General features: G+C 74.0%; 17 protein-coding genes and 1 pseudogene. 8 read left to right on the top strand and 10 right to left on the bottom strand.

Features of this window, described 5'->3' with window-relative positions:
- The coding region (locus tag ACIGAN_RS25130) for a HAMP domain-containing protein (RefSeq protein ID WP_399860695.1) at positions 1-3,563 on the top strand (3,563 nt) is incomplete at its 5' end.
- A 97-nt stretch (positions 3,564-3,660) separates the two neighbouring features.
- Complete coding sequence (locus tag ACIGAN_RS25125; protein WP_399860693.1) at positions 3,661-6,204, top strand: SpoIIE family protein phosphatase; 2,544 nt, start codon at positions 3,661-3,663, stop codon at positions 6,202-6,204.
- Positions 6,205-6,241: 37 nt separating this feature from the next.
- Here ACIGAN_RS25125 and ACIGAN_RS25120 read toward each other — a convergent pair whose 3' ends face one another.
- On the bottom strand, positions 6,242-6,838 hold the full coding sequence (locus ACIGAN_RS25120) for a TetR/AcrR family transcriptional regulator (protein WP_365088849.1): 597 nt from the start codon (positions 6,836-6,838) through the stop codon (positions 6,242-6,244).
- A gap of 139 nt (positions 6,839-6,977) precedes the next feature.
- Here ACIGAN_RS25120 and ACIGAN_RS25115 point away from each other — a divergent pair, with 139 nt between their 5' ends.
- Positions 6,978-7,907, top strand: a complete 930-nt coding sequence (locus ACIGAN_RS25115; RefSeq protein WP_399860871.1) for an NAD(P)-dependent oxidoreductase — start codon at positions 6,978-6,980, stop codon at positions 7,905-7,907.
- A gap of 158 nt (positions 7,908-8,065) precedes the next feature.
- Here the strand turns inward: ACIGAN_RS25115 and ACIGAN_RS25110 are convergent, their stop codons facing one another.
- Positions 8,066-9,043 (bottom strand): pirin family protein, encoded by a 978-nt coding sequence (locus tag ACIGAN_RS25110; RefSeq protein WP_399860690.1) that lies wholly within the window; start codon positions 9,041-9,043, stop codon positions 8,066-8,068.
- Positions 9,044-9,123: 80 nt separating this feature from the next.
- Positions 9,124-9,591: a MarR family winged helix-turn-helix transcriptional regulator gene (locus ACIGAN_RS25105; RefSeq protein ID WP_365088854.1), complete on the bottom strand. Its 468-nt coding sequence runs from the start codon at positions 9,589-9,591 to the stop codon at positions 9,124-9,126.
- Positions 9,592-9,760: 169 nt separating this feature from the next.
- On the opposite strand from ACIGAN_RS25105, the gene ACIGAN_RS25100 reads away from it, so the two are divergent.
- Positions 9,761-10,306, top strand: a complete 546-nt coding sequence (locus ACIGAN_RS25100) for a hypothetical protein (RefSeq protein ID WP_399860687.1) — start codon at positions 9,761-9,763, stop codon at positions 10,304-10,306.
- Between the two features lie 4 nt (positions 10,307-10,310).
- Here ACIGAN_RS25100 and ACIGAN_RS25095 read toward each other — a convergent pair whose 3' ends face one another.
- On the bottom strand, positions 10,311-11,825 hold the full coding sequence (locus ACIGAN_RS25095) for an MFS transporter (RefSeq protein ID WP_399860685.1): 1,515 nt from the start codon (positions 11,823-11,825) through the stop codon (positions 10,311-10,313).
- Between the two features lie 230 nt (positions 11,826-12,055).
- On the opposite strand from ACIGAN_RS25095, the gene ACIGAN_RS25090 reads away from it, so the two are divergent.
- Positions 12,056-13,552, top strand: coding sequence for an MFS transporter (locus tag ACIGAN_RS25090; protein ID WP_399860683.1), 1,497 nt, complete (start codon positions 12,056-12,058; stop codon positions 13,550-13,552).
- Positions 13,553-13,655: 103 nt separating this feature from the next.
- On the opposite strand, the gene ACIGAN_RS25085 is transcribed toward ACIGAN_RS25090, so the two are convergent.
- Together ACIGAN_RS25085 and ACIGAN_RS25080 are read right to left on the bottom strand one after the other, a co-directional pair.
- Entirely contained in the window at positions 13,656-14,315 is a 660-nt protein-coding gene (locus ACIGAN_RS25085; RefSeq protein ID WP_399860681.1) for a DUF5701 family protein, read from the bottom strand.
- 84 nt (positions 14,316-14,399) lie between these two features.
- On the bottom strand, positions 14,400-14,852 hold the full coding sequence (locus ACIGAN_RS25080; protein WP_399860679.1) for an Lrp/AsnC family transcriptional regulator: 453 nt from the start codon (positions 14,850-14,852) through the stop codon (positions 14,400-14,402).
- 112 nt (positions 14,853-14,964) lie between these two features.
- On the opposite strand from ACIGAN_RS25080, the pseudogene ACIGAN_RS25075 reads away from it, so the two are divergent.
- Positions 14,965-15,139: pseudogene (locus tag ACIGAN_RS25075) on the top strand (LysE family translocator); the annotation flags it as partial.
- 69 nt (positions 15,140-15,208) lie between these two features.
- Here the strand turns inward: ACIGAN_RS25075 and ACIGAN_RS25070 are convergent.
- Genes ACIGAN_RS25070 through ACIGAN_RS25055 form a run of 4 tightly spaced genes read right to left on the bottom strand, consistent with a single transcriptional unit; the run spans position 15,209 to position 20,156 of the window.
- Complete coding sequence (locus ACIGAN_RS25070; RefSeq protein ID WP_399860676.1) at positions 15,209-15,817, bottom strand: sarcosine oxidase subunit gamma; 609 nt, start codon at positions 15,815-15,817, stop codon at positions 15,209-15,211.
- Positions 15,810-18,644, bottom strand: coding sequence for a sarcosine oxidase subunit alpha family protein (locus ACIGAN_RS25065; protein ID WP_399860674.1), 2,835 nt, complete (start codon positions 18,642-18,644; stop codon positions 15,810-15,812). The genes ACIGAN_RS25070 and ACIGAN_RS25065 overlap by 8 nt, the downstream gene beginning before the upstream one ends.
- Positions 18,641-18,922: a sarcosine oxidase subunit delta gene (locus tag ACIGAN_RS25060; protein ID WP_365088867.1), complete on the bottom strand. Its 282-nt coding sequence runs from the start codon at positions 18,920-18,922 to the stop codon at positions 18,641-18,643. Before ACIGAN_RS25060 ends, ACIGAN_RS25065 begins: the two co-directional genes overlap by 4 nt.
- 13 nt (positions 18,923-18,935) lie before the next feature.
- Entirely contained in the window at positions 18,936-20,156 is a 1,221-nt protein-coding gene (locus tag ACIGAN_RS25055) for a sarcosine oxidase subunit beta family protein (protein ID WP_399860671.1), read from the bottom strand.
- Between the two features lie 98 nt (positions 20,157-20,254).
- Here ACIGAN_RS25055 and ACIGAN_RS25050 point away from each other — a divergent pair, with 98 nt between their 5' ends.
- On the top strand, positions 20,255-20,947 hold the full coding sequence (locus ACIGAN_RS25050) for a GntR family transcriptional regulator (protein WP_399860668.1): 693 nt from the start codon (positions 20,255-20,257) through the stop codon (positions 20,945-20,947).
- A 116-nt stretch (positions 20,948-21,063) separates the two neighbouring features.
- The gene (locus ACIGAN_RS25045) at positions 21,064-23,484 is read left to right on the top strand and encodes a SpoIIE family protein phosphatase (protein WP_399860666.1); all 2,421 of its coding nucleotides are present in this window, start codon (positions 21,064-21,066) and stop codon (positions 23,482-23,484) included.
- Positions 23,485-23,518 lie beyond the last annotated feature (34 nt).

The raw sequence follows: 23,518 nt of genomic DNA, 5'->3' as shown, positions 1-23,518 counted from the left end.
TCAACACGATGGTCGACCAGCTCTCCGCCTTCGCCGACGAGGTGACACGCGTCGCCCGCGAGGTCGGCACCGAGGGCCGCCTCGGCGGCCAGGCGGACGTCAAGGGTGTCAAGGGCACCTGGCGCGACCTGACCGACTCGGTGAACTTCATGGCGGGCAACCTGACCGGCCAGGTCCGCAACATCGCGCTCGTCGCCACCGCGGTCGCCAAGGGCGACCTGTCGCAGAAGATCACCGTCGACGCGCGCGGCGAGATCCTGGAGCTGAAGTCCACCATCAACACGATGGTCGACCAGCTCTCCGCCTTCGCCGACGAGGTGACACGCGTCGCCCGCGAGGTCGGCACCGAGGGCCGCCTCGGCGGCCAGGCGCAGGTGCGCGGGGTGTCGGGCACCTGGAAGGACCTCACCGACAACGTCAACGTGATGGCCTCCAACCTGACCGGCCAGGTCCGCTCCATCGCCCAGGTCGCCACCGCCGTGGCGCGCGGCGACCTCTCCAGCCGGATCACGGTCGAGGCCAAGGGCGAGGTGGCCGCGCTCGCCGAGGTCATCAACACCATGGTCGACACGCTGTCGGCGTTCGCGGACGAGGTCACCCGCGTCGCCCGCGAGGTCGGCACAGAGGGCCGGCTCGGCGGCCAGGCGCACGTGCCGAACGTCGCCGGCACCTGGAAGGACCTCACCGACAACGTCAACTCGATGGCCAACAACCTCACCGGCCAGGTGCGCAACATCGCGCTGGTGACGACCGCCGTGGCCCGAGGCGACCTGTCGAAGAAGATCGACGTCGACGCGCGCGGCGAGATCCTCGAACTGAAGACGACGATCAACACGATGGTCGACCAGCTCTCCGCCTTCGCCGACGAGGTCACGCGTGTGGCCCGCGAGGTCGGCACCGAGGGCCGGCTCGGCGGCCAGGCCGAGGTCGAGGGCGTCTCCGGCACCTGGAAGCGCCTGACGGAGAACGTCAACGAGCTGGCGGGCAACCTGACCCGGCAGGTGCGGGCCATCGCCGAGGTGACCAGCGCGGTCGCCGAGGGCGACCTGACCCGCTCGATCAACGTGGAGGCCTCCGGCGAGGTCGCCGAGCTCAAGGACAACATCAACTCCATGGTGGAGTCCCTGCGCGAGACCACCCGGGCCAACCAGGAGCAGGACTGGCTCAAGACCAACCTCGCCCGTATCTCCGGGCTGATGCAGGGCCACCGCGACCTGCCCGTGGTCGCGGAGCTGATCATGGACGAGCTGGTCCCGCTGGTGTCGGCCCAGTACGGCGCCTTCTACCTCGCCGAGGACGCGGACGACGGGCCCGAGCTGCGGCTCGTCGGCTCCTACGGCTACCCGGAGGACAGCACCCGGCCCACCCGGATCGCCTTCGGCCGCACCCTGGTCGGGCAGGCGGCGCGCAGCAAGCGCACCATCCTGGTGGACGAGGTGCCGCCCGGCTACGTCACCATCTCGTCGGGCCTCGGCGAGATGGTGCCCACGGCGCTGGTGCTGCTGCCCATCGTGGTCGAGGGCCAGGTCCTCGGCGTGATCGAGCTGGCGTCGGTGGCGCCCTTCACCCAGATCCACCGGGACTTCCTCGCGCAGCTGATGGAGACCCTGGGCGTCAACCTCAACACCATCGTGGCCAACGCCCGTACCGACGAGCTGCTCGAGGAGTCGCAGCGTCTGACGGTCGAGCTGCAGGCCCGGTCCACCGAGCTGCAGGTGCAGCAGGAGGAACTCCAGCGCTCCAACGCGGAGCTGGAGGAGAAGGCCTCGCTGCTCGTGGCGCAGAACCGGGACATCGAGGCGAAGAACCTGCAGATCGAGCAGGCCCGGCAGGAGCTGGAGACCCGGGCGCAGCAGCTGTCGCTGGCCTCGAAGTACAAGTCGGAGTTCCTGGCCAACATGAGCCACGAGCTGCGCACCCCGCTCAACAGCCTGCTGATCCTGGCGCAGTTGCTGGCGCAGAACCCGTCCCGCAACCTCACGCCCAAGCAGGTCGAGTACGCGCAGATCATCCACTCCGCCGGTTCGGACCTGCTCCAGCTGATCAACGACATCCTCGACCTGTCCAAGGTGGAGGCCGGGAAGATGGACGTGGCGCCCGAGCGGGTGGCGCTGCGCCAGCTCATCGAGTACGTCGAGGCCACCTTCCGGCCGATGACGACCCAGAAGAGCCTGGAGTTCACCATCACCACGGCGCCGGGCGCCCCCGCCGACCTGCTCACGGACGACTCCCGGCTGCGCCAGGTGCTGCGCAACCTGCTGTCGAACGCGGTGAAGTTCACCGAGCAGGGCGGGGTGGAGCTGAGCATCGAGCCCGCGGCGGACGACGAGGTGCCCGAGGGCGTGGTCCGGGGCGGCGCGGTGGTGGCCTTCCGGGTGAAGGACACCGGCATCGGCATCCCGGAGCAGAACCTGGAGACGATCTTCGGCGCCTTCCAGCAGGCGGACGGCACGACGAGCCGCAAGTACGGCGGCACCGGCCTGGGCCTGTCCATCACCCGGGAGATCGCCCAGCTGCTCGGCGGCGCCGTGACGGTGGACAGCACGCCCGGGCAGGGCAGCACGTTCACGCTGTTCCTGCCGGTGGCCCGCCCCGACTTCGAGGAGCTGCTCAACCACGGCAGGACCCCGGAGCGGTCCTCGGCCGAGGCCCTGCCGGAGGGTTCGTCGCAGTCGGTGCCGGTGCCCCAGATCGGGCCGGGACCGCGGCCCCGGCGTCTGCTCGTGGTGGAGGAGCGGCCGCGCGGTCTGCTCACCCTCGTCGCGGAGAGCGTCGTCGCCGACCTGACGCACGGCCGGTCCGACGGCGGACGGCCCGCGGTGGACATCATCACCGCCGTCGGCGCGCAGGAAGCGGCCGGTGCCCTCGCGGCCGATCCGTGCCACTGCGTCGTCCTGGAGCTGGGCATGGGCGACGGTGAGGCGGCGCGGTTCCTCCAGGCCCTGGAGGGCGACTCGGCGCTGACGAGCGTGCCGGTGCTGGTGCACAGCAGCCACCCGGCGGACGTCGCCCTGGACGAGACGCTGCAGGCGCGTTCGGCGGGCGGGGCGCTGGAGCTGCTGTCCAGCCTCGACGAGCTGCGCGAGCGGATCGCCCTGCACCTGTCCGCGGAGGAACCCGGCGACGTGCTGTCCCTGGTCCGGCCGGAGGAGGCGCAGGCGCTGACGCCGCCGGTGGTCGACGACGCCTCGGCGGGCCGCACGGTCCTGGTCGTCGACGACGACGCGCGCAACCTCTTCGCCCTCAGCGGCATCCTGGAGCTGCACGGTTTCCGGGTCCTGCACGCGGAGAACGGGCGCCGGGGCATCGAGACCCTGGTGAACAACCCGGACATCGCCATCGTGCTGATGGACGTGATGATGCCGGAGATGGACGGGTACACGGCGACCGCGGAGATCCGCAAGATGCCGCAGTACGCCGACCTGCCGATCATCGCCGTGACGGCGAAGGCGATGCCCGGCGACCGGGACAAGAGCCTCGCCTCGGGCGCGAGCGACTACGTCACCAAGCCGGTCGACACGCGCGACCTCATGGCCTGCGTCCGCCGCTGGCTGCCCTCGTGAGCACGCCGGTGCCCGACCCGCGCACCGGCGGGCCGGGCACCCCGCAGGGCCAGCCGTTCCGCGCCACCGCGCGCTGAAGCCGAGGAGCATCCACACCGTGAGCATGTCCGAGCAGCCGCGCGAGCCGCAGGCCGACGAGCCGCAGCGCGACCCCGCCGGCCCGCCGTCGGCCGACCCGCCGGCGACGGCGCAGGCCGCCCAGGGGGAGCCCGACGAGCTCGCCCAGGGGGAGCCCGGCGAGCCGTGGGTGGTCTCCGACGGGCAGGTGGCGTCGCCCGAGGCGCTGCTGGCGGAACTCGGCGGTGTCTCGACCGCCTCACCCGTGGGGCGGCTGGCGGCCACCGTGGAGCGGCTCAGCCGGGAGGTGCGGGCCGCGCAGGCGGAGGCCGAGGGGCGTGCCCTGATCGAGCTCGCCAAGGGCGTCCTGGTGGAACGGCTGAAGTGCGGGCCGGCCCAGGCCGCCCGCCAGCTCTCCGAGCTGGCCGAACAGGCACAGGTCAGTCCCCTGGAACTGGCCGTCGACGTCATCAACCAGGCCGCCCGGGACCGGATGTCCGAGGTGACCGACGCGTTCCTCGCCGCCACCAAGGCCGCCGACGAGGCGGAGGCCGAGTCGGCCGCCGTGCGCCTGCGCGCGGCGGAGAGCGGTGTGCTGGCGGCGGACGACACCCAGGCGGTGGCAGACGCCCTGCTGGAGCAGGCGCTGCGCCCCCTCGGCGCGGTGGCCGTGGCCATATGGGCCGCGGGCCCCGACGGTTCACTGACCCTGGCGGGCAGCGCCGGCTTCTCCCCCACCGAGGCCACCCGCTGGCGCTACGTCCCGCCGGACGTGGTGACGGTGGCGCGGCGGGGCCTCGTCGAACGCGAGGGGCACTGGATCACCGCCCTGAAGGCGACCGGCCTGCCCACGATCGGGCTGCACCACCATCCGGACGGCGGCCGGGCCGCCCTGCCCGCCGGGACCGGGGGGCGCGTCCACGGGGTGCTGGAGATCGCCTGGCCCGAGCCGCTGGAGCCGCAGCCCCCGCAGATCGTGCGGCAGGTGGAGGCGCTGGCCGAACTGTGCGCGCACACGCTGGAGACGTACACGCCGGTGCCGACCGGGGCACTGGAGCCGCGGGTCGTGCCGGACGCCGCCGAGCTGATGGACCTGGCCGACGGGCTGCACGATCCCGCCCTGGTCCTGGTGCCGCACCTGGACGCAGACGGGAACCTGGTGGACTTCCGCATCCAGCACGTCAACGACCGCTTCCTCGACCCGGCCGGGCGGCCCCGGGCGGTGGTCAACGGGGCGCTGCTGCTGGAGGCCTACCCGATGGCCGCCGGTGACAGCGAGCTGTTCCAGCGCGTCGAGCGCGTCTACGCCACCGGTGAGCCCTTCCGGGCCCGGCGGATGAGCCTGACCGCCCTGGTCGACCAGGTGCCGCTGTCGGCGATCGCGGACATCAGCATCAGCCGGCACGGTACGTCGGTGCTCCTCATCTGGCGTATCGAGGACGAGACGGCGCGGCTGGCGAGCCTGCTGCAGAACGCCCAGCGCCTGGGCCGGATCGGCGGGTTCGAGGAGAACGTGCTGACCGGTGAGATCACCTGGAACGGGCAGCTGTTCGACCTCTACGGGCGCCCGCAGACGAGCACCCCGGTCCCCCTGGAGGAGCTGCCGGCCCACGCCCACCCGGACGACGGCGTCTCCATCCGCCGTTTCCTGCGCACGCTGCTGCACCACCGGCGGCCGGCCGGCGCGGCCTTCCGGCTGCAGCGGCCGGACGGGGTGACCCGGCACATCCGGATCGTCGCCGAGCCGGTGCTCGACACCGACGACCGGCTGCTCCTGGTGCGCGGCGCCTGCCAGGACATCTCCGCGCAGCACTGGACGGAGGTGGCGCTGGCCGCCACCCGCGACCAGCTCGCGCACACCGAGCAGCAGGCCACCGAGCGCAACCGGCTGACCCTGCAGCTGCAGCACGCCATCATGCCGCCGACGCAGGCGCCGCTGCAGGTGGCCGGCCTGCAGGTGGCGGTCCGTTACCGGCCGGCGGAGACCGAGCAGCTGGTGGGCGGCGACTGGTACGACGCCGTCGTCCTGCCGTCCGGGAGGGTGCTGCTGTGTGTCGGGGACGTGGCCGGGCACGGCATCGAGGCCGCGACCAGCATGGTGGTGCTGCGCAACGCGCTGCGCGGCCTGGCGGTGACCGGTGCCGGGCCGGGGCAGCTGCTGTCCTGGCTGAACGTCGTGGCGCACCATCTGACGGGCGCGGTCACCGCGACGGCGGTGTGCGGGCTGTACGACCCGGAGCGGCGCACCCTGCGCTGGGCCCGGGCGGGTCATCTGCCCCCGGTGCTGGTCCGGGACGCGGAGGCGGCCCCGCTGCCGCTGGGCAGCGGCCTCCTGCTGGGCGCGGTCCCCGAGGCCGCGTACGAGGAGAAGGAGATGCAGCTCGCCGCCGGGGACACGCTGCTGATGTACACGGACGGCCTGATCGAACGCCGGGACCGGCCGGTGGAGGAGTCGCTGACCCATCTGCTGACGACCGCGCGCACCGCTCCCAGCACGCTCGACCAGCAGCTGGACCGCCTGCTGACCTACAGCAAGTCGGACACGGACGACGACACGTGCATCGTGGGCATCCGGGTGGGCTGACCGGCGGCTGAGCGGCCCCGCCGCGCGCCGGGGCCGCTCAGCCGTCGGTGCGCGCCGCCGCGTCGAGCAGCGGCCCGAGTTCGCGGGCGACGGTCGTCAGGGGGCGCACGTCCCGCTCGGCCCGGGCCAGGAGGATCGCCCCCTCCAGGGCGCTGATCATCAGCGTGGCGAGCGGTCGGGCCCGTTCCTCGGGCACGCCCGTCTCGACCAGGGCCCCGGCGACCGCCGACGTCCAGGCGGTGAACGCGGCGGAGGCGGCCTGCCGGGTGGAGGGCGCCGACTCGGCGCAGTCCACCGTGGCGGCGGCCACCGGGCAGCCGCCCGCGAAGCCGGCGCTCCGGTACTCGTCGGTCCACTGCCGCACCATCGCGGCGAACAGCCCGCTCGGGGTGGGCTCGGGCAGGGCCGCCAGGTAGCGGGCGACCCGGCCCGCCGCGTAGCGGCCCGCCCAGCCGACGGCCTCCTCGACCAGCTGGGTCTTGCCGCCGGGGAAGTAGTGCTGGAGCGACCCGCGAGGGGCGTCGGCCTCGGCGGCGACCTCGCGCATGCCGGTGGAGACGACGCCGTCGCGCCGGATCAGCTGGGCCGCGCTGAACACCATCCGCTCGCGCGGCCCCCGCTCCGACCCCGCCATCGCCGACCTCCACGCCGCGTCCGCTCACCGACGGCACCACCCTATGACCGGTGTCATAAACGCGGCTACTATGACCGCTGTCATAAGCGAGAGCGGCAGGAGCGGCCCGGCCCGCGCCGGGCCGGAAGAGGCGGTCATCGTGGACGTCGGTTTCATCGGCCTGGGGGTCATGGGGCAGCCCATGGCGCTCCATCTCGCCCGCGCCGGAACGCCGCTGGTGGTGTGGAACCGCACCGCGCAGCGGTGCGCACCGGTGCGGGCCGCGGGTGCCGAGGTCGCCGCGAGCGCGGCCGAGGTCTTCCGGCGGTGCGGCACGGTGTTCCTCATGCTGGCCGACGAGGCCGCCGTCGACGCGGTGCTGGGGCGAGGCGGCCCGGACTTCGCCGCCCGCGTCGCCGGGCGCACCGTGGTGCACATGGGCACGACGTCGGCGGAGTTCTCCCGCGCCCTCCAGGACGACATCCGGGCCGCGGGCGGACGGTACGTGGAGGCTCCGGTGTCGGGGTCGCGCGTCCCTGCCGAGCGGGGCGAGCTGGTGGGCATGCTGGCGGGTGACGACGCCGCGGTGGCGGCCGTGCGGCCCCTGCTCGCCCCGATGTGCCGGAAGGCGTTCGGATGCGGGGCGGTCCCGGGCGCGCTGCTGATGAAGTTCTCGGTGAACCTGTTCCTGATCACCCTGGTCACAGGGCTCGCCGAGGCGTTCCACTTCGCGGACCGGCAGGGCGTCGACCCGCGGCTGCTCCGGGAGGTGCTGGACGCCGGGCCGATGGCCAGTGCCGTCTCCCGCGGCAAGGCACCGAAGCTGCTGGAGCGCGACTTCGCCGTCCAGGCGGCCGCCGCGGACGTCCTGAAGAACAACCGCCTGATCGCCGAGGCCGCCCGGGCGGCAAACCTGGCCTCCCCGCTCCTGGACGTCTGCCACGCCCTGTTCGAGGAAACCGTGGCGCGGGGCCACGGCGCCGAGGACATGGTGGCCGTCCTGCGCGCCCTGGAGGCCCGGACGGCGTCGGCGGCCGTCGCGCCGTCTCCCCAGGCCCCCGGGACCGTGTCGTCGACACCGCCGGCCTGACGGGCGGCCCTGCCGCCGGGCAGCGGCGGCAGGGCCGTTTCCCGCGGGTCCACGCCCGGGCAGCTCGTGCGGCGGCCCGGGGGGCGACGCCGGGGCCCTTCCGTACGGCCGGGGAGACGTCCCCCGCACCGGCGGGCCCGGCGCACCGGGTCTCCCGGTCAGCGGGCCCTTCCCCGCGGCTTCAGCGGCATGGTGGGCAGGGCCGGCGCCGGGAGGGGGTCGCCGTCGTAGCCCTGGACGACGCCGAACCGCGCGCCCCCCATCCAGTCCTCGCGCGCCTGCACGATCTCCTCGTGCGAGCGGGCGATGAAGTTCCACCACATGATGATCTCCTCCTCGAAGGGAGGCCCGCCGAGCAGGATCGTCCGGGCCGGGGCGCCGGAGTCGTTCGCGAGGGTCAGGCCGGCGGATCCGCAGGGGACGTAGCCGAGTTCGGCCGGTTTCAGCGGGGTGCCGGCGAGGTGGACGTCGCCGGTGTCGACGAGCAGGCCGTGCTCGAAGGCGGGGTCCACGGGGAGGGTGAGCGTCGCTCCCGGTTCGAGGGTGATCTCGGCGCCGAGCAGGGGCGTGAAGGTGCGCACCGGGGAGGTCCGGCCGGCGAGCGTGCCCAGGAAGACGCTGACGGTGGCGCCGCCGACGCGTACCGGCTCGGGGACGTGGTGCTGGAAGTCCCGTGCGGTGTCGCGGTGTTCGCCGGGCAGGGCCACCCACAGCTGGACGCCGTGCAGGACGGTCGCCGCCGGGGTGGAGACCTCGGAGTGGGCGATGCCGTGGCCGCCGGTCATGAGGTTGAGCTCGCCGGGGCGGACGAGGGCGTGGGTGCCGAGGCTGTCGCGGTGCTCGATCTCCCCGCTGAAGAGCCAGCTGACGGTCTGCAGGCCGGTGTGCGGATGCGGCGGCACGACCATGCCCGTCGCGGTGGCGTCGACCGGGCCGTAGTGGTCGGCGAAGCACCAGGCCCCGATCAGGGACCGGGCCCGCTGGGGCAGCGTCCGGCGCACGGGCAGGGCGCGCGGGCCGCCCAGGGGCACCTCCCGTGCGGACAGGACCTCGACCTGCGGTGTCCCGGCCGCGGTGCCGCCGTCCGCGCTCGCCCCGCAGCGCAGCTCCTCCGGCGCGGTTTCCACGTTGCTCACCGGGACCACCCTCCACCCGCTCTGGTTGTCACATCAACCACTATGTCACGCGAGACGGCGGACGGTCACGGCGGACGTCGTCAGGGCCCTGCCTCGTCCATCCGGGCGAGCACCCGCTCGGAGATCTCGGTCAGGGTCCGCAGCTCCGCCGGGGTGACATGGTCGAGGAACAGCTCGCGCACCGCGGCGACATGCCGGGGAGCGGCGGCCTCGATCGCCGCCCGCCCCGCGTCCGTGATCACCACGAACGCGCCGCGGCCGTCCTCCGGGCACTCCTCGCGCACCACCAGGCCGCGCCCGGCCATGCGGGCGACGTGGTGGGACATCCGGCTCTTCTCCCACTCCAGGGCGCGGGCCAGGTCCTGGTGGCGGCGGCGCCCGTCCGGGACGTCCGTCAGCTGGACGAGGACCGCGAAGTCGGCGGGCGAGACGTTCGACTCCGACTGCAGCAGACGTCCCAGGCGCCCGGTGAGCCGCTCCTGCAGACGGACGAACCCCCGCCAGGCACGCTGCTCCGTAGGCGTCAGCCATCGCGGTTCTTCTGCCATGGGCGCAGTCTACGCAGGTTGACACGTCATCCGGTGCGTGGAGGCGACCGGGGGATCCCGCCGGTGGCGGACCGCAGGGGGCCCGGCTCGACGATCGGGCCGATCGTCGGCAGGATCCGCCGCGGCACCGGCGCGGGCGGCGCGGTGCCGGTGGGAGCGGGAGTTCACCGTGCGCTCGGCCGATCCGAACCGCGGGGAGCGCCACGAGTCCCCCGAGGCGTTGCTGGTGCCGTCCTCCGGCGCCGCCCGGCACGTGGCGTTCCCGGACACGGAGCCCGTGCTGTCCGAATTGGCGGCCGGGGACAGGGTCGTCGGCGTGATCTGGCGCGGGCGGCTCGTCGAGGTCCGGGACGCCGAGGGCCGGCGTCAGCAGACGGCCGACGGGCCCGTGGGGTGGCCGGCGGACCGGCTGGGCGGGGCGCTGGCCTGCCTCTCGTTCGGCCTGGCCGGGCTGGTGGGCGCGGTGTGGCCGCTCCTGCGGCGCGGGGACCGCCGGCACGCGACGGCGGGGCAGGTGGTGCGGTGGCACGGTGCCGTCCTGGCCGTTCTGGCGATCCTGACGCTCTGGGCGCGGTCCGCCAACGGCTGGCCGCTCTGGGCGATCCCGGCGATCTGGGGCCCGCTCGCCGTGCTGGGCACGGCGTCGATGACGGCCTTCGTCCTGGCCGCCCTGCGCGGCGAGCTGTCGGGCCCCGTCCCCGCCGCCGACGCCTGACGGCTCAGCTGTGCCGGGCGTGCACCGGACTGTGGGCGACGTCGTCCGGGCACGCGCGGTGCGGCTCCCGCGAACGCCGGTCGCGCCGCCAGTCGAACGCCGCGAGGGCCAGCGAGGCCGCCATGCCGACGATGCCGGCGACCAGCGCGAGGAAGAGGGCGCCTCGGTAGTCGTCGTCGCGGTGAGCGAGCACCAGGTAGAACAGCCCGGGCAGAGCGGCGGTGCCCACGGCGGCACCGAGCCGCTGCCCGGTCTGCAGCGCGCCGCCCGCCGCCCCGGCCATGTGCACGGGAACGTCCCGCAGGGTCATGGTGATGTTCGGCGAGATCACGCACCCGCCGCCGAGACCGCCGAGGAACAGGGCCGGCGCGGACAGCCAGGGCGCGATGCCGATCGGCGCGAAGCGCAGCAGCAGCGCGGTGCACCCCAGCCCGAGGATCACCCCCGTGAGCCCGCCCACGGTCAGCAGCCGCCCGAGCCGGTCCACCAGCCGGCCCGAGACGGCGGCCGCGCAGGCCGAGCCGACGGCGAAGGGGGTCACCGCGAGAGCGGACCGCAGCGGTGAGAAGCCGAGTCCGTGCTGGTAGAAGAGGGCGAAGACCAGCCAGACGCCGCTGAAGCCGATGAAGTAGAGCGTGCCGACGCCGGCGCCGACGGCGTAGCCGCGCACCGTGGTGAACAGGCGCGGGTCGAGCAGCGGCTGGGTGCCCCGGGCCACCAGGCGGCGCTGCCACAGGGCGAAGACGACGAGCAGGGCGGCGCCGGCGGGGAACAGCCACCACAGGCGGGTGAGGCCGCCCCCCTCGGCCTGCACCAGCGGGTACATGAGCGCGAGCACGCCCAGGCCGAGGAGCAGCACACCGGGCAGGTCCACGTGTTCGCGGTCCGACCGCCGGGTGCGGGGCAGCAGCCGGCGGCCCAGGAGCACGGCGAGGATGCCGATGGGGACGTTGATGTAGAAGATCCAGCGCCAGCCCTGGGGGCCGTCGGCCAGCGCGAGGATCAGACCGCCGGCGAGCGGGCCGACCGCGGAGGAGATACCGACGGTGGCGCCGAAGAAACCGAAGGCGCGTCCGCGTTCGGCACCCCGGAACATCTGCTGGATGAGGGCGGAGTTCTGCGGTGCCATGAAGCCGGCCGCCAGGCCTTGGGCGAGGCGGGCCGCCACCAGCAGGGCGATGCTGGGAGCCGCTCCGCAGGCCGCGCTGAACAGCACGAAGCCGGTGAGGGCGAGCAGGAAGATGCGGCGCCGGTCCAGCGCGTCGCCCAGGCGGCCGGCGGTGACCAGGGCCAGGCCGAAGCTCAGGGCGTACCCGGACACCACCCACTGCACCTGCGCGGCGGAGGCGTGCAGCTCCCGCTGGATGGTGGGCAGGGCCACCGCCACGATCGACACGTCCAGCAGGCTCATGAAGCCGGCGACCAGGGTGACCCACAGGGCTCGCCAGCGGCGCGGCTCCGGCTGGTAGTCGCTCTCCGGTGCGCCCCCGCTCCCGCCGCCCGGCGCCGATGCCGTCACATGAGCTCCTTCCGCCAGAGGCCGACCCGGGCGAACCAGGTTCCCCACCAGGGCACCAGCACACACGACCGGACGCGCGTCCGCGACCGCGGGCGGACCCGGCCCTTCACCCGGACACCGTCCGTCACACAGGGTGATCAGCCGGACGCGGTGCGAAGGAGATCGTTTGAGCGGCCGAGATCCGTGCAGGCGTTCTGCTTGGACTGCACGACCGGCGAAAGGAACGACTGATGACGGTGCCCGACTACGACGCATCGCCGGATCCCGCGGCGGTGAGACGGCACCGGGTGCTGTTCCGGGCGATCGAGAAACGACGCCGTCCGAAGCTGCGCCGCAGCGACATCACGGTGACCGACGAGGCGGCGGTGAAGCGCGCCACCAAGGCCGCCGCCCTCGGCAACGCGATGGAGTGGTACGACTTCGGCATCTACAGCTATCTGGCCTCGACCCTCGGCAGGGTCTTCTTCCCCTCCGGGAACGACACCGCCCAACTGCTGAGCTCCTTCGCGACCTTCGCGGTGGCCTTCCTGGTGCGCCCGCTCGGCGGCATGGTCTTCGGGCCGCTCGGTGACCGGCTGGGCCGCAAGCGCATCCTGTCCCTCACGATGATCATGATGGCCGTGGGCACCTTCGCCATCGGCCTGATCCCCTCGCACGCCGTCATCGGCCTGTGGGCCCCCGCCCTGCTGATCTTCTTCCGGCTGGTGCAGGGCTTCTCGACCGGCGGGGAGTACGGGGGCGCCTCCACGTTCATCGCGGAGTACGCGCCGGACCGGCGGCGTGGCTTCTTCGGCAGCTTCCTGGAGCTGGGCACGCTGGCCGGCTACGTCGGGGCCTCCGGTCTCGTCGTGGTGCTGCAGACGCTCCTCAGCGACGAGCAGATGCTCGCCTGGGGCTGGCGGGTGCCGTTCCTGGTCGCGGCGCCGCTGGGCCTCATCGGTCTGTATCTGCGGCTGAAGCTGGACGAGACGCCCGCGTTCCGGAAGCTGGAGGACGGCCAGGTGCGGGCCGGGGAGGCCGCCGGGTCCGCGGAGACCTCGGCCGCCGCCGGCCTCGGTGAGATCTTCACCCGGTACCGGCGGCCGCTGCTGCTGTGCCTCGCGCTGGTCGCGGCCTACAACATCACCGACTACATGCTGCTGTCGTACATGCCGACGTACCTGTCCGACGAGCTGGGCTACGGGACCAACCACGGGCTGCTGATCCTGCTCCTGGTGATGGTGCTGCAGATGTGCGCCATCAACCAGGTGGGGCGGCTGTCGGACCGGTTCGGGCGCAAGCCGCTGCTGATGGCGGGGATGCTGGGCTTCCTCCTCCTGTCGCTGCCGTCCTTCCTGCTGATCCGGCAGGGCGGTGTCGTGCTCATCGCGCTGGGCCTGCTGCTGATGGGGCTGTCCCTGGTGGCGCTGCTCGGCACGATGTCGGCGGCGCTTCCGGCGATCTTCCCCACGCAGGTGCGCTACGGCTCCCTGTCGGTGGCCTACAACCTGGCCACCTCACTGTTCGGCGGTTCGACACCGCTGGTGATCACCGCGCTGATCAGCGCCTTCGACTCGACCCTGATGCCGGCGTACTACGCCACCGGCGCGGCGGCCGTCGGCGTGATCGCCGTGCTGTGCATGCGGGAGACCGCCAACGAGCCCCTGGCCGGCTCCCCTCCGTCCGTCGAGACGGAGGCGGAGGCCAGAGAACTGGTCGAGGCGCAGACCCCGCGTCCCAGGTTCTGACCCCGCACCGCACCGGTGGGGGCCGCGGGCCGCGAGCAGGACACACCGTCCGGTTCGCGGCCCGCGGGCGTCCACGGGGCGAGCGGGCGCGGACACCGCGGGATCAGGCCTGGGCCGCGCGATCCGTCGCGGAGGCGAAGCCGAGCCAGGTGTGGCGGTTGTTCCACCAGCACCAGCCGACCTTCGGGGCGTCACGGCGCTCACGGCCGTCCCGCCCGGTGCCGTTGCTGATCCAGATCGCCGGCGTGCGGGCGTCCAGCGTGCCGTCGGGCTTGCGCAGCCGGGAGCCGATGGTCATGAAGCAGCGGTTGCGCTCCAGGGCCTCCGGCTGCTGGAGCAGCCAGTGGATACCCTCGGTCAGGACGAGCGGGGTGCGGTCCTCCCCGGTGAGCGCCGGCAGTGCCTCCTCGGGGCTCCAGTCGGCCATGCGGTCGCCCCGGTCGACGCCCATGACGAGGTAGAGCGGGGCGTCGGGCAGTTCGACGCCGCACGGTGTGAACGCGTCCACGTCGGTCATGTCGGCGACGACGAAGCCCGGCTTGCCGCCGCGGCGCAGCAGCGGCGCGAGGGCGGAGGCGGGAGCCCGGTCCGGATGCACGGCCAGCAGGGCCCCGTCCTCGGCCGCGGCGGCGAAGGCCCGGACCTCGGCGGCGGACAGCCCGGCGCTCTCGTGCACCCCCAGCTCGATCAGCCGCTCGGCCTGCGCGGCCGGGGGCGGCAGTGCGGGGAGGACGGTGGACGGGTCGGGCAGGGTGTCGGGCACGATGCTCCCCGGGGTCGGCGACGTGGGCGAACTCCCGGGCAACGACCGGGCACTCGAGGTCGTTCCCGGCCGCTGGGAACCGGCTCACTCGGGCAGCGGCCGGTCGTCCACCACGTGCTTCATCACCAGCGTGGAGTTCAGGCGCTGGACCCCCGGCAGCCGGGCGAGGCGCTCGTCGTAGAGCTGCTGGAAGGCGGCCAGGTCGGCGGTGGCGACGCGCAGCAGGTAGTCGGGGTCGCCGAACAGGCGCTGGGCCTGCAGCACGTGCGGGACGGCCGCCACGCCCTCCTCGAAAGCGGAGACGGTGTCGGCGTCCTCCCAGCGCAGGGTGACGAAGACGAGGGCCTCGAAGTGGAGGCCCACGGCGGTCGGGTCCACCACCGCGCGGTACCCGCGGATCGCGCCCTCGCGTTCCAGGTCGCGCAGCCTGCGGTGGCAGGGCGACACGCTCAGCCGCACGCGGGCGGCCAGCTCGGTGACGGTGAGACGGCCGTCCCGCTGCAGCTCGGTGAGAATTTTCCGGTCGAGGGCATCCATGGCGAAGATTCTGCCCCAGATGCCGCGATCATGAAGTAAAGAAAGGAACACTTTCGCGCCGATGCGGCCCAGCTTTCCTTCCGCACCACGGCATGCGAGAGGGATCGGATTCATGGACACGACGACCCTGACGGCTTTCCTGGCCATGGGTCTGCTGCTGGTGTTCACCCGGCGCGGACTGGGCCTTCGCGATCACGGCGGGCCTGCGCGACCGGTCGGTCGTGCCGGCGGTCGCCGGGCTGGTGGCCGGCTACGCGGGTTACACGCTGCTCGCCGTGGCGGGTCTGGTAGCTAGACGACCGCGCAGGCGGTCATGTGCAGGGCGCCGAGCAGGCCGGTCTGCGTGGCGACCACCGTCACGGCACCTCCGGTGCGCGGAACTCGCCCATCGCGTCGATGAGCCAGCGCCCGAGGTGGTCGGCGAACGAGGAGCGCGGGAACAGGCGGTAGGCCGGCCGGTCGTCCACCTGCCAGAGCAGCACGCCCACCGGGCCGACCGTGGTCGACACCGCGCGGCCGGGTCCGAAGGCCCGGGGGTGCAGGTCCAGCGGGCAGCCCTTCTCCAGCACCTGCCGGGCGGCGGGGCCGCTCAGTTCCAGTGTGGTGCGGTGCGCGGAGACGTCGACGACCGAGCCGGGGCCCGCTCCCAGGGCCTCCCGCAGCTCGGCGGTCAGGGCCGGCCCGTCGGTTCCGGACAGCACCAGCCACTCGTCGGGTCCGAGCCAGACCAGCGTGTGGCGGCCGGACGCGGTGGTGTGGCCGCAGTGGTCCGGGAGCCGTGCGCCCAGGGTCTTCGCCAGGCGTGCGGCGGCTTCGCGGGCGGGGTCGGCACGCAGGCTCACCATCGTGCGGAACGGCAGCTCGGTCAGCGTGACGCCCCGGGCGCCGGTGACGGCGGCGGCGCGCATCCGCTCCGCGAGGTGCGCCAGGGGGCTCACCCGTGCGCCGGGCGTGGGCTCAGCCATCGCGCTTGGTCCCTTCCGGGTCGTAGAGGACGCTGTCGGTCACCTCGACGGGCACCAGGTCCCCGCCCACGGCGGCGAGCAGGGTCTCGCCGATGCGTGACCGCCCGCCGGCGACGAGCGCGAGGGCGAACGGGCGGCCGAGGGCCGGGCTGCGGTAGCTGGAGGTGACGTGCCCGAGCATCGGCACGGGCACCGCGTCCGGGCAGACGTCCGGGGCGACGAGCTGGGTGCCCTCGGGCAGCCGGGTCGTACGGTCGGCCGGCAGCAGGCCGACCAGCTGCTTGCGGTCGGGGCGCGCGGTGTCGGCACGGGAGAAGGAGCGTTTGCCGAGGAAGTCCTTGTGCCGCGACACCGCCCAGGCCATGCCCGCGTCCTGCGGGGTGACGGTTCCGTCGGTGTCCTGCCCGACGACGATGTAGCCCTTCTCGGCGCGCAGCACGTGCATGGCCTCGGTGCCGTAGGGGGTGATGCCGTACGGCTGCCCGGCCTGGTGCACGTGCTCCCAGACGGTCCGGCCGTACCAGGCGCAGACGTTGATCTCGTAGGCGAGTTCGCCGGAGAAGGAGATCCGGCAGATGCGGGCCGGGACGCCGCAGGCCAGGGTGGTCTCGCGGAAGGCCATGAAGGGGAACGCCTCGGGCGACAGGTCCAGGTCCGGTGCGAGCGGCGCGACGACCTGGCGCGCGCGGGGGCCCGCCACCGCGATCGTCGCCCACTGCTCGGTCACCGAGGTGCAGGACACGTCGAGTTCGGGCCACTCCGTCTGCAGCCACTCCTCCAGCCAGTCCAGGACGGCGGCGGCGTTGCCGGTCGTGGTGGTCGTGAAGTAGCGGTCGGCGTCGAGGCGCAGGGTCACGCCGTCGTCGAAGATCATGCCGTCGGGCTTGCACATCACGCCGTAGCGGGCCGTGCCGGGCTTCAGCTTCCCGAAGCCGTTGGTGTAGACGCGGTCGAGGAACGCGCCCGCGTCCGCGCCCCGGATCTCGATCTTGCCGAGGGTGGAGGCGTCCATGAAGGCCACGCCCTCGCGTGCCGCGCGGCACTCCCGGGCCACGGCCTGGTCCATGTCCTCGCCGGGCCGGGGGTAGAAGCGGGGGCGCTTCCACTGCCCCACGTTCTCGAACACCGCCCCGTGCGCCATGTGCCAGCCGTGCAGGGAGGTGGTCCGCACCGGGTCGAACAGCGCGCCGCGCTCGCGCCCGGCCAGGGCGGCGAAGGCGACCGGTGTGTACGGCGCCCGGTAGGTGGTGGTGCCGATCTCGCCGGGGGACCCGCCGAGGAGCCCGGCGATCACGCCGATGGCGTTGACGGCGGACGTCTTGCCCTGGTCGCTGGCCGTGCCGAGCGAGGTGTAGCGCTTGACGTGCTCGACACCGCGCATGCCGGTGCCGGTGGACCGCCGTACGTCGGCGACCGTGACATCGCGCTGGAGGTCGACGAAGTGCGTGTCCCACGTGCCGTCGGGGCCGGGGACGAGCCACAGGGGGCGGGTCGGGGCGACGGGCGGGGCGGCTGCGGGCGGCGGTACGGGCACCGGGAAACCGGCCTCCGTCGCCGCCAGCGCTCCGGCCCGGGCTCCTTCGGCCAGACAGCCGTCCAGGTCGTACGTCCCGTTGGCCGCGCCCACGATCCACTGTCCGGGGACGGTCCCGTCGGGGACGAAGGCGACCCGGGCCGCGTCCCAGCGGAGCCGGCCCCGGCGCTGGCTGTGCAGGTGCACCACCGGGCTCCAGCCGCCGGAGACGGCGAGCAGGTCGCAGTCGAACGACTCGGCCGCACCGGTGGGTTCGCCGTCCGCGTCGATCCCGCGGACCGTGACGGAGGTGATCCGTGCCGCGCCGTCCGTGCCGACGACCTCCGCTGACGTGCGCAGGGGCACGCCGGCCGCGGCGGTGACCTCGGCGGCCCGCGCGGACGGTTCGGCGCGCGCGTCCACGACCGCCGCCACGGCGACGCCCGCGGCGTGCAGCTCCGCGACCGTGTCGTAGGCGCTGTCGCCGGTGGTGCTCACCACGGCCCGCGAGCCCGCCGCGACGCCGTAGCGGCCGAGATAGGTGCGCACGGCCCCGGCGAGCATCACCCCGGGCCGGTCGTTGCCCGCGAAGACCAGGGGCCGCTCGTGCGCGCCGGTCGCCAGCACCACCCGGCGGGCCCGGATGTGCCACAGCCGCTGCCGGGAGACGCCCTCGGGAGCGGCCGGGCCCAGGTGGTCGGTGCGCCGCTGGAGGGCCGTCACATAGGTGTCGTCGTACGCGCCGAAGGCCGTGGTGCGCGGCAGGACGAGGGCGTCGGGGGCCGCCTCGATCGCGGCGCGCAGCCCGGCGACCCGGTCGAGGCCGCCGGCCGCCAGGGAACCGCCGGGCTCGGGCTGGTCGTCGAGGAGGAGCACACGGGCGCCGGACGAGGCGGCGGTGGCGGCGGCCGCCAGCCCGGCCGGTCCGGCGCCGACGACGAGCACGTCGGTGTGGACGTACTTCTTGTCGTAGACGGCCGGGTCGAGGGCCGGGTCGAGGCGGCCCCGGCCGGAGAGGGTGGTGGCGCACAGGCCGTCGTACAGTTCCACGGCCGTCGCCGGGAGCATGCTCTCCGCGCAGGGGCCGGCCACGCGCAGCAGGGCGTTGGGCTCCTCGACGCCCGCGGCGACGATGCCGCGCGGGCGCCCCCGGCGTGGGGAGGGGGCGACCTCGACGAGGCCGTGGGCGAGCAGGGCGGAGGCGACGGTGTCGCCGGGGTGGCCGGTGAGCTGCCGTCCGTCGACGCTGAACCGCAGCACGGTGGCGCGGTCGACCCGGCCGCCGCGCGGGAGCCGGAAGGGCTGGTCGGTCATCGGGTCCCTCCGGGGCGGGGCTGGTCGAGCCGGTAGGAGGTCAGCACCTCGTGGGTGGCGGTGTCGCGCAGGACGTTGAACCAGCGGCGGCAGCCGGTGCCGTGCATCCACCGCTCGGCGAACTCGCCCATGGGGTTGTCGCGGTGGAAGAGGTAGGCGGCCCACTCCTCGTCGCTCAGCTCGGCGGGAGCGGCCGGGTACGGGACATGGGCCTGTCCGCCGTAGTGGAACTCCGTCTCGTCCCGCGGGCCGCACCACGGGCAGGTGATCAGCAGCACGGTGGTGTCCTCCTCAGTGGGCCACGGCCGCCGCGCCGTGTTCGTCGATGAGGGCGCCCGTCGTGAAGCGGTCGAGGGCGAAGGGCGCGCTCAGCGGATGCGGTTCGCCCGTGGCGAGGGTGTGCGCGAAGGTCCAGCCGGCCGCCGGGGTGGCCTTGAAACCGCCGGTGCCCCAGCCGCAGTTGACGTACAGGTCCGGTACGGGGGTGCGGCCGATGATCGGGGAGGCGTCCGGGGTGACGTCGACGATGCCGGCCCAGGTGCGCAGCACGTGGGCGCGGGCGAAGACGGGGAACAGCTCGACGGCGGCGGCCATCTGGCGTTCGATCACATGGAAGGAGCCGCGCTGCCCGTACCCGGTGTAGGAGTCGATGCCCGCGCCCATCACCAGCTCGCCCTTGTGGGCCTGGGAGACGTAGACGTGGACGTGGTTGGACATGACGACGGTCGGGTGCACGGGCTCGTGCAGCTCGGAGACCAGCGCCTGGAGCGGGTGGGACTGCACGGGCAGCCGGACGCCCGCCCGTGCGGCCAGGACGCTGCTGTGCCCGGCCGCGGCGAGGCCGACCCGCCCGGCGTGGATGCGGCCGCGGTCGGTCTCGACGCCGACGACCCGGTCGCCGTCCTTGAGGAAGCCGGTGACCTGGCAGCCCTGGACCAGGTCGACGCCCAGGGCGTCGGCGGCGCGGGCCAGCGCCCAGGCGACGTGGTCGTGCCTGGCGATGCCGGCCCGGGGCTGGAAGGTGGCGCCGAGGACCGGATGACGGATGTCGGGCGAGACGTCGAGGACCGGGCAGACCCGGGCGACCTCGTCCGGCTCCAGCCACTCGGCGTCGATGCCGTTGAGCCGGTTGGCGCCGGCGCGGCGCACGCCCTCGCGGACGTCCTGGAGGGTGTGGGCGAGGTTGAGGACGCCGCGCTGGCTGAACAGGAAGTCGTAGTCCAGTTCCTCGGGGAGCCGCTCCCACAGCTTCAGCGCGTGCTCGTAGAGGGCGGCGCTCTCGTCCCAGAGGTAGTTGGAGCGGATGATCGTGGTGTTGCGGGCCATGTTCCCGCCGGCCAGCCAGCCCTTCTCCAGGACGGCGACGTTCGTGATGCCGTGGTTCCTGGCCAGGTAGTAGGCGGTGGCCAGGCCGTGTCCGCCGCCGCCGACGATCACGACGTCGTAGGAGGAGCGCGGTTCGGGGTTGCGCCGCAGGAAGTCGGGGTGCTCGGGCGGCGGTCGGTCGGTCATGCCGGGGGCTCCATCCTGACGGCCGACTTGTGCACAACTGATATATCAGTGTGTGCGGTACGGTATGGGACCTCATCCGACGGGTCAAGGGGGCCTTCATGCAGCACCTGGTGACCGGCCCCGGGGCCGGGGAGCCCGGGGCCGGCGAACCCGGGAGCGAGGAGTACTCCCTCGCCGAACGCGCCTACCGCGCCCTGCGCGACCGCCTCGTCATGCTGGAGATCCGCCCCGGCGCGCCCGTCCACGAGGAGCAGCTGGCCCAGTCCCTCGGCGTCGGCCGCACGCCGGTGCGCGAGGCGCTCAAGCGGCTCCAGCACGAGCGGCTGATCACGGCCTACCCGCGCCGCGGCACCTTCGCCACCGAGGTCAACATCACCGACCTCGCCCACATCTCCGAGGTGCGTCTGGAGCTGGAGCCACTGGCCGCGGCCCGGGCCGCACGCCGGGCCACGGCCGCCGACCGGGCGGTGCTGACCGCGCTGCGGCGGGAACTCGACGAGGCGGCTCCCGGCCGGCCGGACGCCGAGCTCATGCACCTCGACCTCACGGTCCACCGCGCGCTCTACGCGGCCGCGCACAATCCCTACCTGGAGGACACCCTGGTCCGCCACGGCAACCTCGCCACCCGCATCTGGTGCCTGTTCCTCGACCGGCTGCCCGCCATGGCCGGTCACGTCGCGGAGCACGGGCCGCTGATCGACGCCGTCGTCGCCGGTGAGCCGGAGCGGGCGGCGCGGCTGGCCCGCGGGCACGTCGAGGGGTTCGAGCGGGCGATCCGCGCGGTCATCTGAGGTGTCGCGGCTGGTCACCGGCGCCCCCATCGGCAGACGCGCCGTGCGGGGGCGACCGCGGGACAATCGGGGCAGGAACATCGTGAGCAGCCGAGGGCGTCACATCCGGAGGCACCGTGGAGGGACGCGTACCGGAGGACCTGGCGGTGGTCGTCGACGCCGACGGGGCGGTCCTGGTGTGGAGCGACGGGGCCCGCCGCCTGCTGGGGCACACCTCCGCCGAGATCGTGGACAGACCCGTCGCCGACCTGCTGGCCGCCGACCTCCCCTCGGCCACGCGACGGCACGTGGCCGAGGGACGGCCGTGGTCCGGCGAGGTCGCGCTGCGGCACCGGGACGGTGACCGGGTCGTGGTCCGGCTGCAGGGGACGCCGTTGCTGGACGCGGACGGCAGGCGGCTGTGGCTGGTGACCGGCAGCGCCCCGGCGCACCTGGCCCGGCGCACCGGGCAGCGGCCCACGGCCCTGTGGGACCTCACCCTGTCCCAGCTCCCCGTGCCCGTGGCGGTCTACGACCGGCAGGCGCGGCTCGTCGCGGCCAACGAGATCATGACGCAGGTGATGGGCAAGACGGAGGAGGAGATGCGGGGCCTGACGCTGTGGGAGATCCAGCCCAGCCCGCCCTTCGACACCTACGACCGGCTCCAGCGGGAGGTGCTGCGCACCGGCGAGATGATCTTCCACGAGGGGAACGGGCAGGCCCCGGGCGAGACCCGGCCGCACGCCTGGTCGATGTTCCTGTCGCCGCTGAAGGACGAGTCCGGCGCCGTGCAGGGCATGTCGGCGACCGTGTTCGACACCACGGAGCAGTACTGGGCCCGGCGGCGGCTGGCGGTGCTCAACGAGGCCAGTCTGCGGATCGGGAGCACCCTGGACGTCACCCGGACGGCCGAGGAGCTGGCCGAGGTGGCCGTCGGCGCCTTCGCGGACTTCGTCACCGTGGACCTGCTGGAGTCCGTGGCGCTGGGTGCGGAGCCGGGCCCGCTCCCGGCCGACGCCCCGGTCACCGTGCGGCGTACCGCGCAGCGGTCGGTGCTCCCGGGCTGTCCGGAGTCGGTGGTCGCCGCCGGCGACGCGACCCGCTACCCGGTGGGGACGCTCCCGCTGCGGACGCTGGCCGCGGGCCGGGCCACCCGGCACCGCCCGGGCGACCCGGAGCTGCGCCGGTGGCTCACGACGACCCCGGCCCGTGCCGAGTCCATGACCCGGCACATGATCCACTCGGTGATGATGGTGCCGCTGCGCGCCCGCGGCGTGACCCTGGGCCTGGTGCACTTCCTGCGGCACCGCACGCCCGAGCCGTTCAGCGAGGACGACCTGCTGCTGGCGGAGGAGATCGCCGCCCGTGCGGCCGTGAGCGTGGACAACGCCCGCCGCTACACCCGCGAACGCCGTACCGCGCTGGCGCTCCAGCGCAGTCTGCTGCCCGAGCGGCTGCCGCGGCTGGCGGCGATGGAGGTCGCCTACCGCTATCTGCCGACCGGCTCCGGGCCGCCGCAGGCCGCCCAGGGAGCGGACATCGGAGGCGACTGGTTCGACGTCATCCCGCTCTCCGGCGCCCGCGTCGCGCTGGTCGTGGGCGACGTGGTCGGCCACGGCATCCAGGCCTCGGCGACGATGGGCCGGCTGCGCACCGCCGTGCGCACGCTCGCGGACGTCGACCTCGCCCCCGACGAGCTGCTCACCCAGCTGGACGACCTGGTCATCCGGCTCGACCGGGAGGAGGGGCCGGAGGCGCGGGGGGCCGCGGAGGCGTCGGGGCAGATCGGCGCCACCTGCCTGTACGCCGTGTACGACCCGGTGTCCCGGCGCTGCACCATGGCCCGGGCGGGTCATCCGCCGCCCGCTCTGGTCACGCCCGGCGGTGACGTCCGCATCCTCGACCTGCCGGCCGGTCCGCCGCTCGGCCTGGGCGGGCTGCCGTTCGAGGCCGCCGAGGTGGTTCTGGAGGAGAACAGCCTGCTCGCGCTGTACACCGACGGGCTGATCGAGGCGGCCGACCATGACGTCGAGGTGGGAGTGACCCTGCTGCGGCGGGCGCTGGGCGAACCGGCCGGCAGCCTGGAGGAGACCTGCGACCGGGTGCTGCGTGCCGTGCCGGCCGGCCGTCCCGACGACGACATCGTCCTGATGCTGGCCCGCACGGCCGTGCTCGACGAGGGGCAGGTCCGCACCTGGGAGCTGCCGGCCGAACCGGCGGCGGTGGCCCGGGCCCGGAAGACGGCGGGCGAGCAGCTGGCCGATTGGGGCCTGATGGAGGCGGAGTTCGCCACCGAGCTGATCGTCAGCGAGCTGGTCACCAACGCGCTGCGCTACGGCGGCGCCCCCATCGCACTGCGGCTGATCCGCGACGCCACCCTCATCTGCGAGGTGTCCGACGGCAGCAGCACCGCGCCGCACCTGCGCCGGGCCCGCGTCTTCGACGAGGGCGGACGCGGGCTGCTCCTGGTCGCGCAGCTCGCCGAGCGGTGGGGCACCCGCCAGACGGCCACGGGCAAGACCATCTGGGCGGAACTGCCCCTGTCCCCCGGGGCGTGAGCCGGCCCGTCGGCGGGACCGGCCGCTCGCACCG

This window comes from Streptomyces sp. NPDC085931 (assembly GCF_044540565.1).
Taxonomy (GTDB): domain Bacteria; phylum Actinomycetota; class Actinomycetes; order Streptomycetales; family Streptomycetaceae; genus Streptomyces.
Note: the sequence above shows the minus strand (reverse complement) of the source record. Positions and strands in the feature narration are given on the sequence as shown.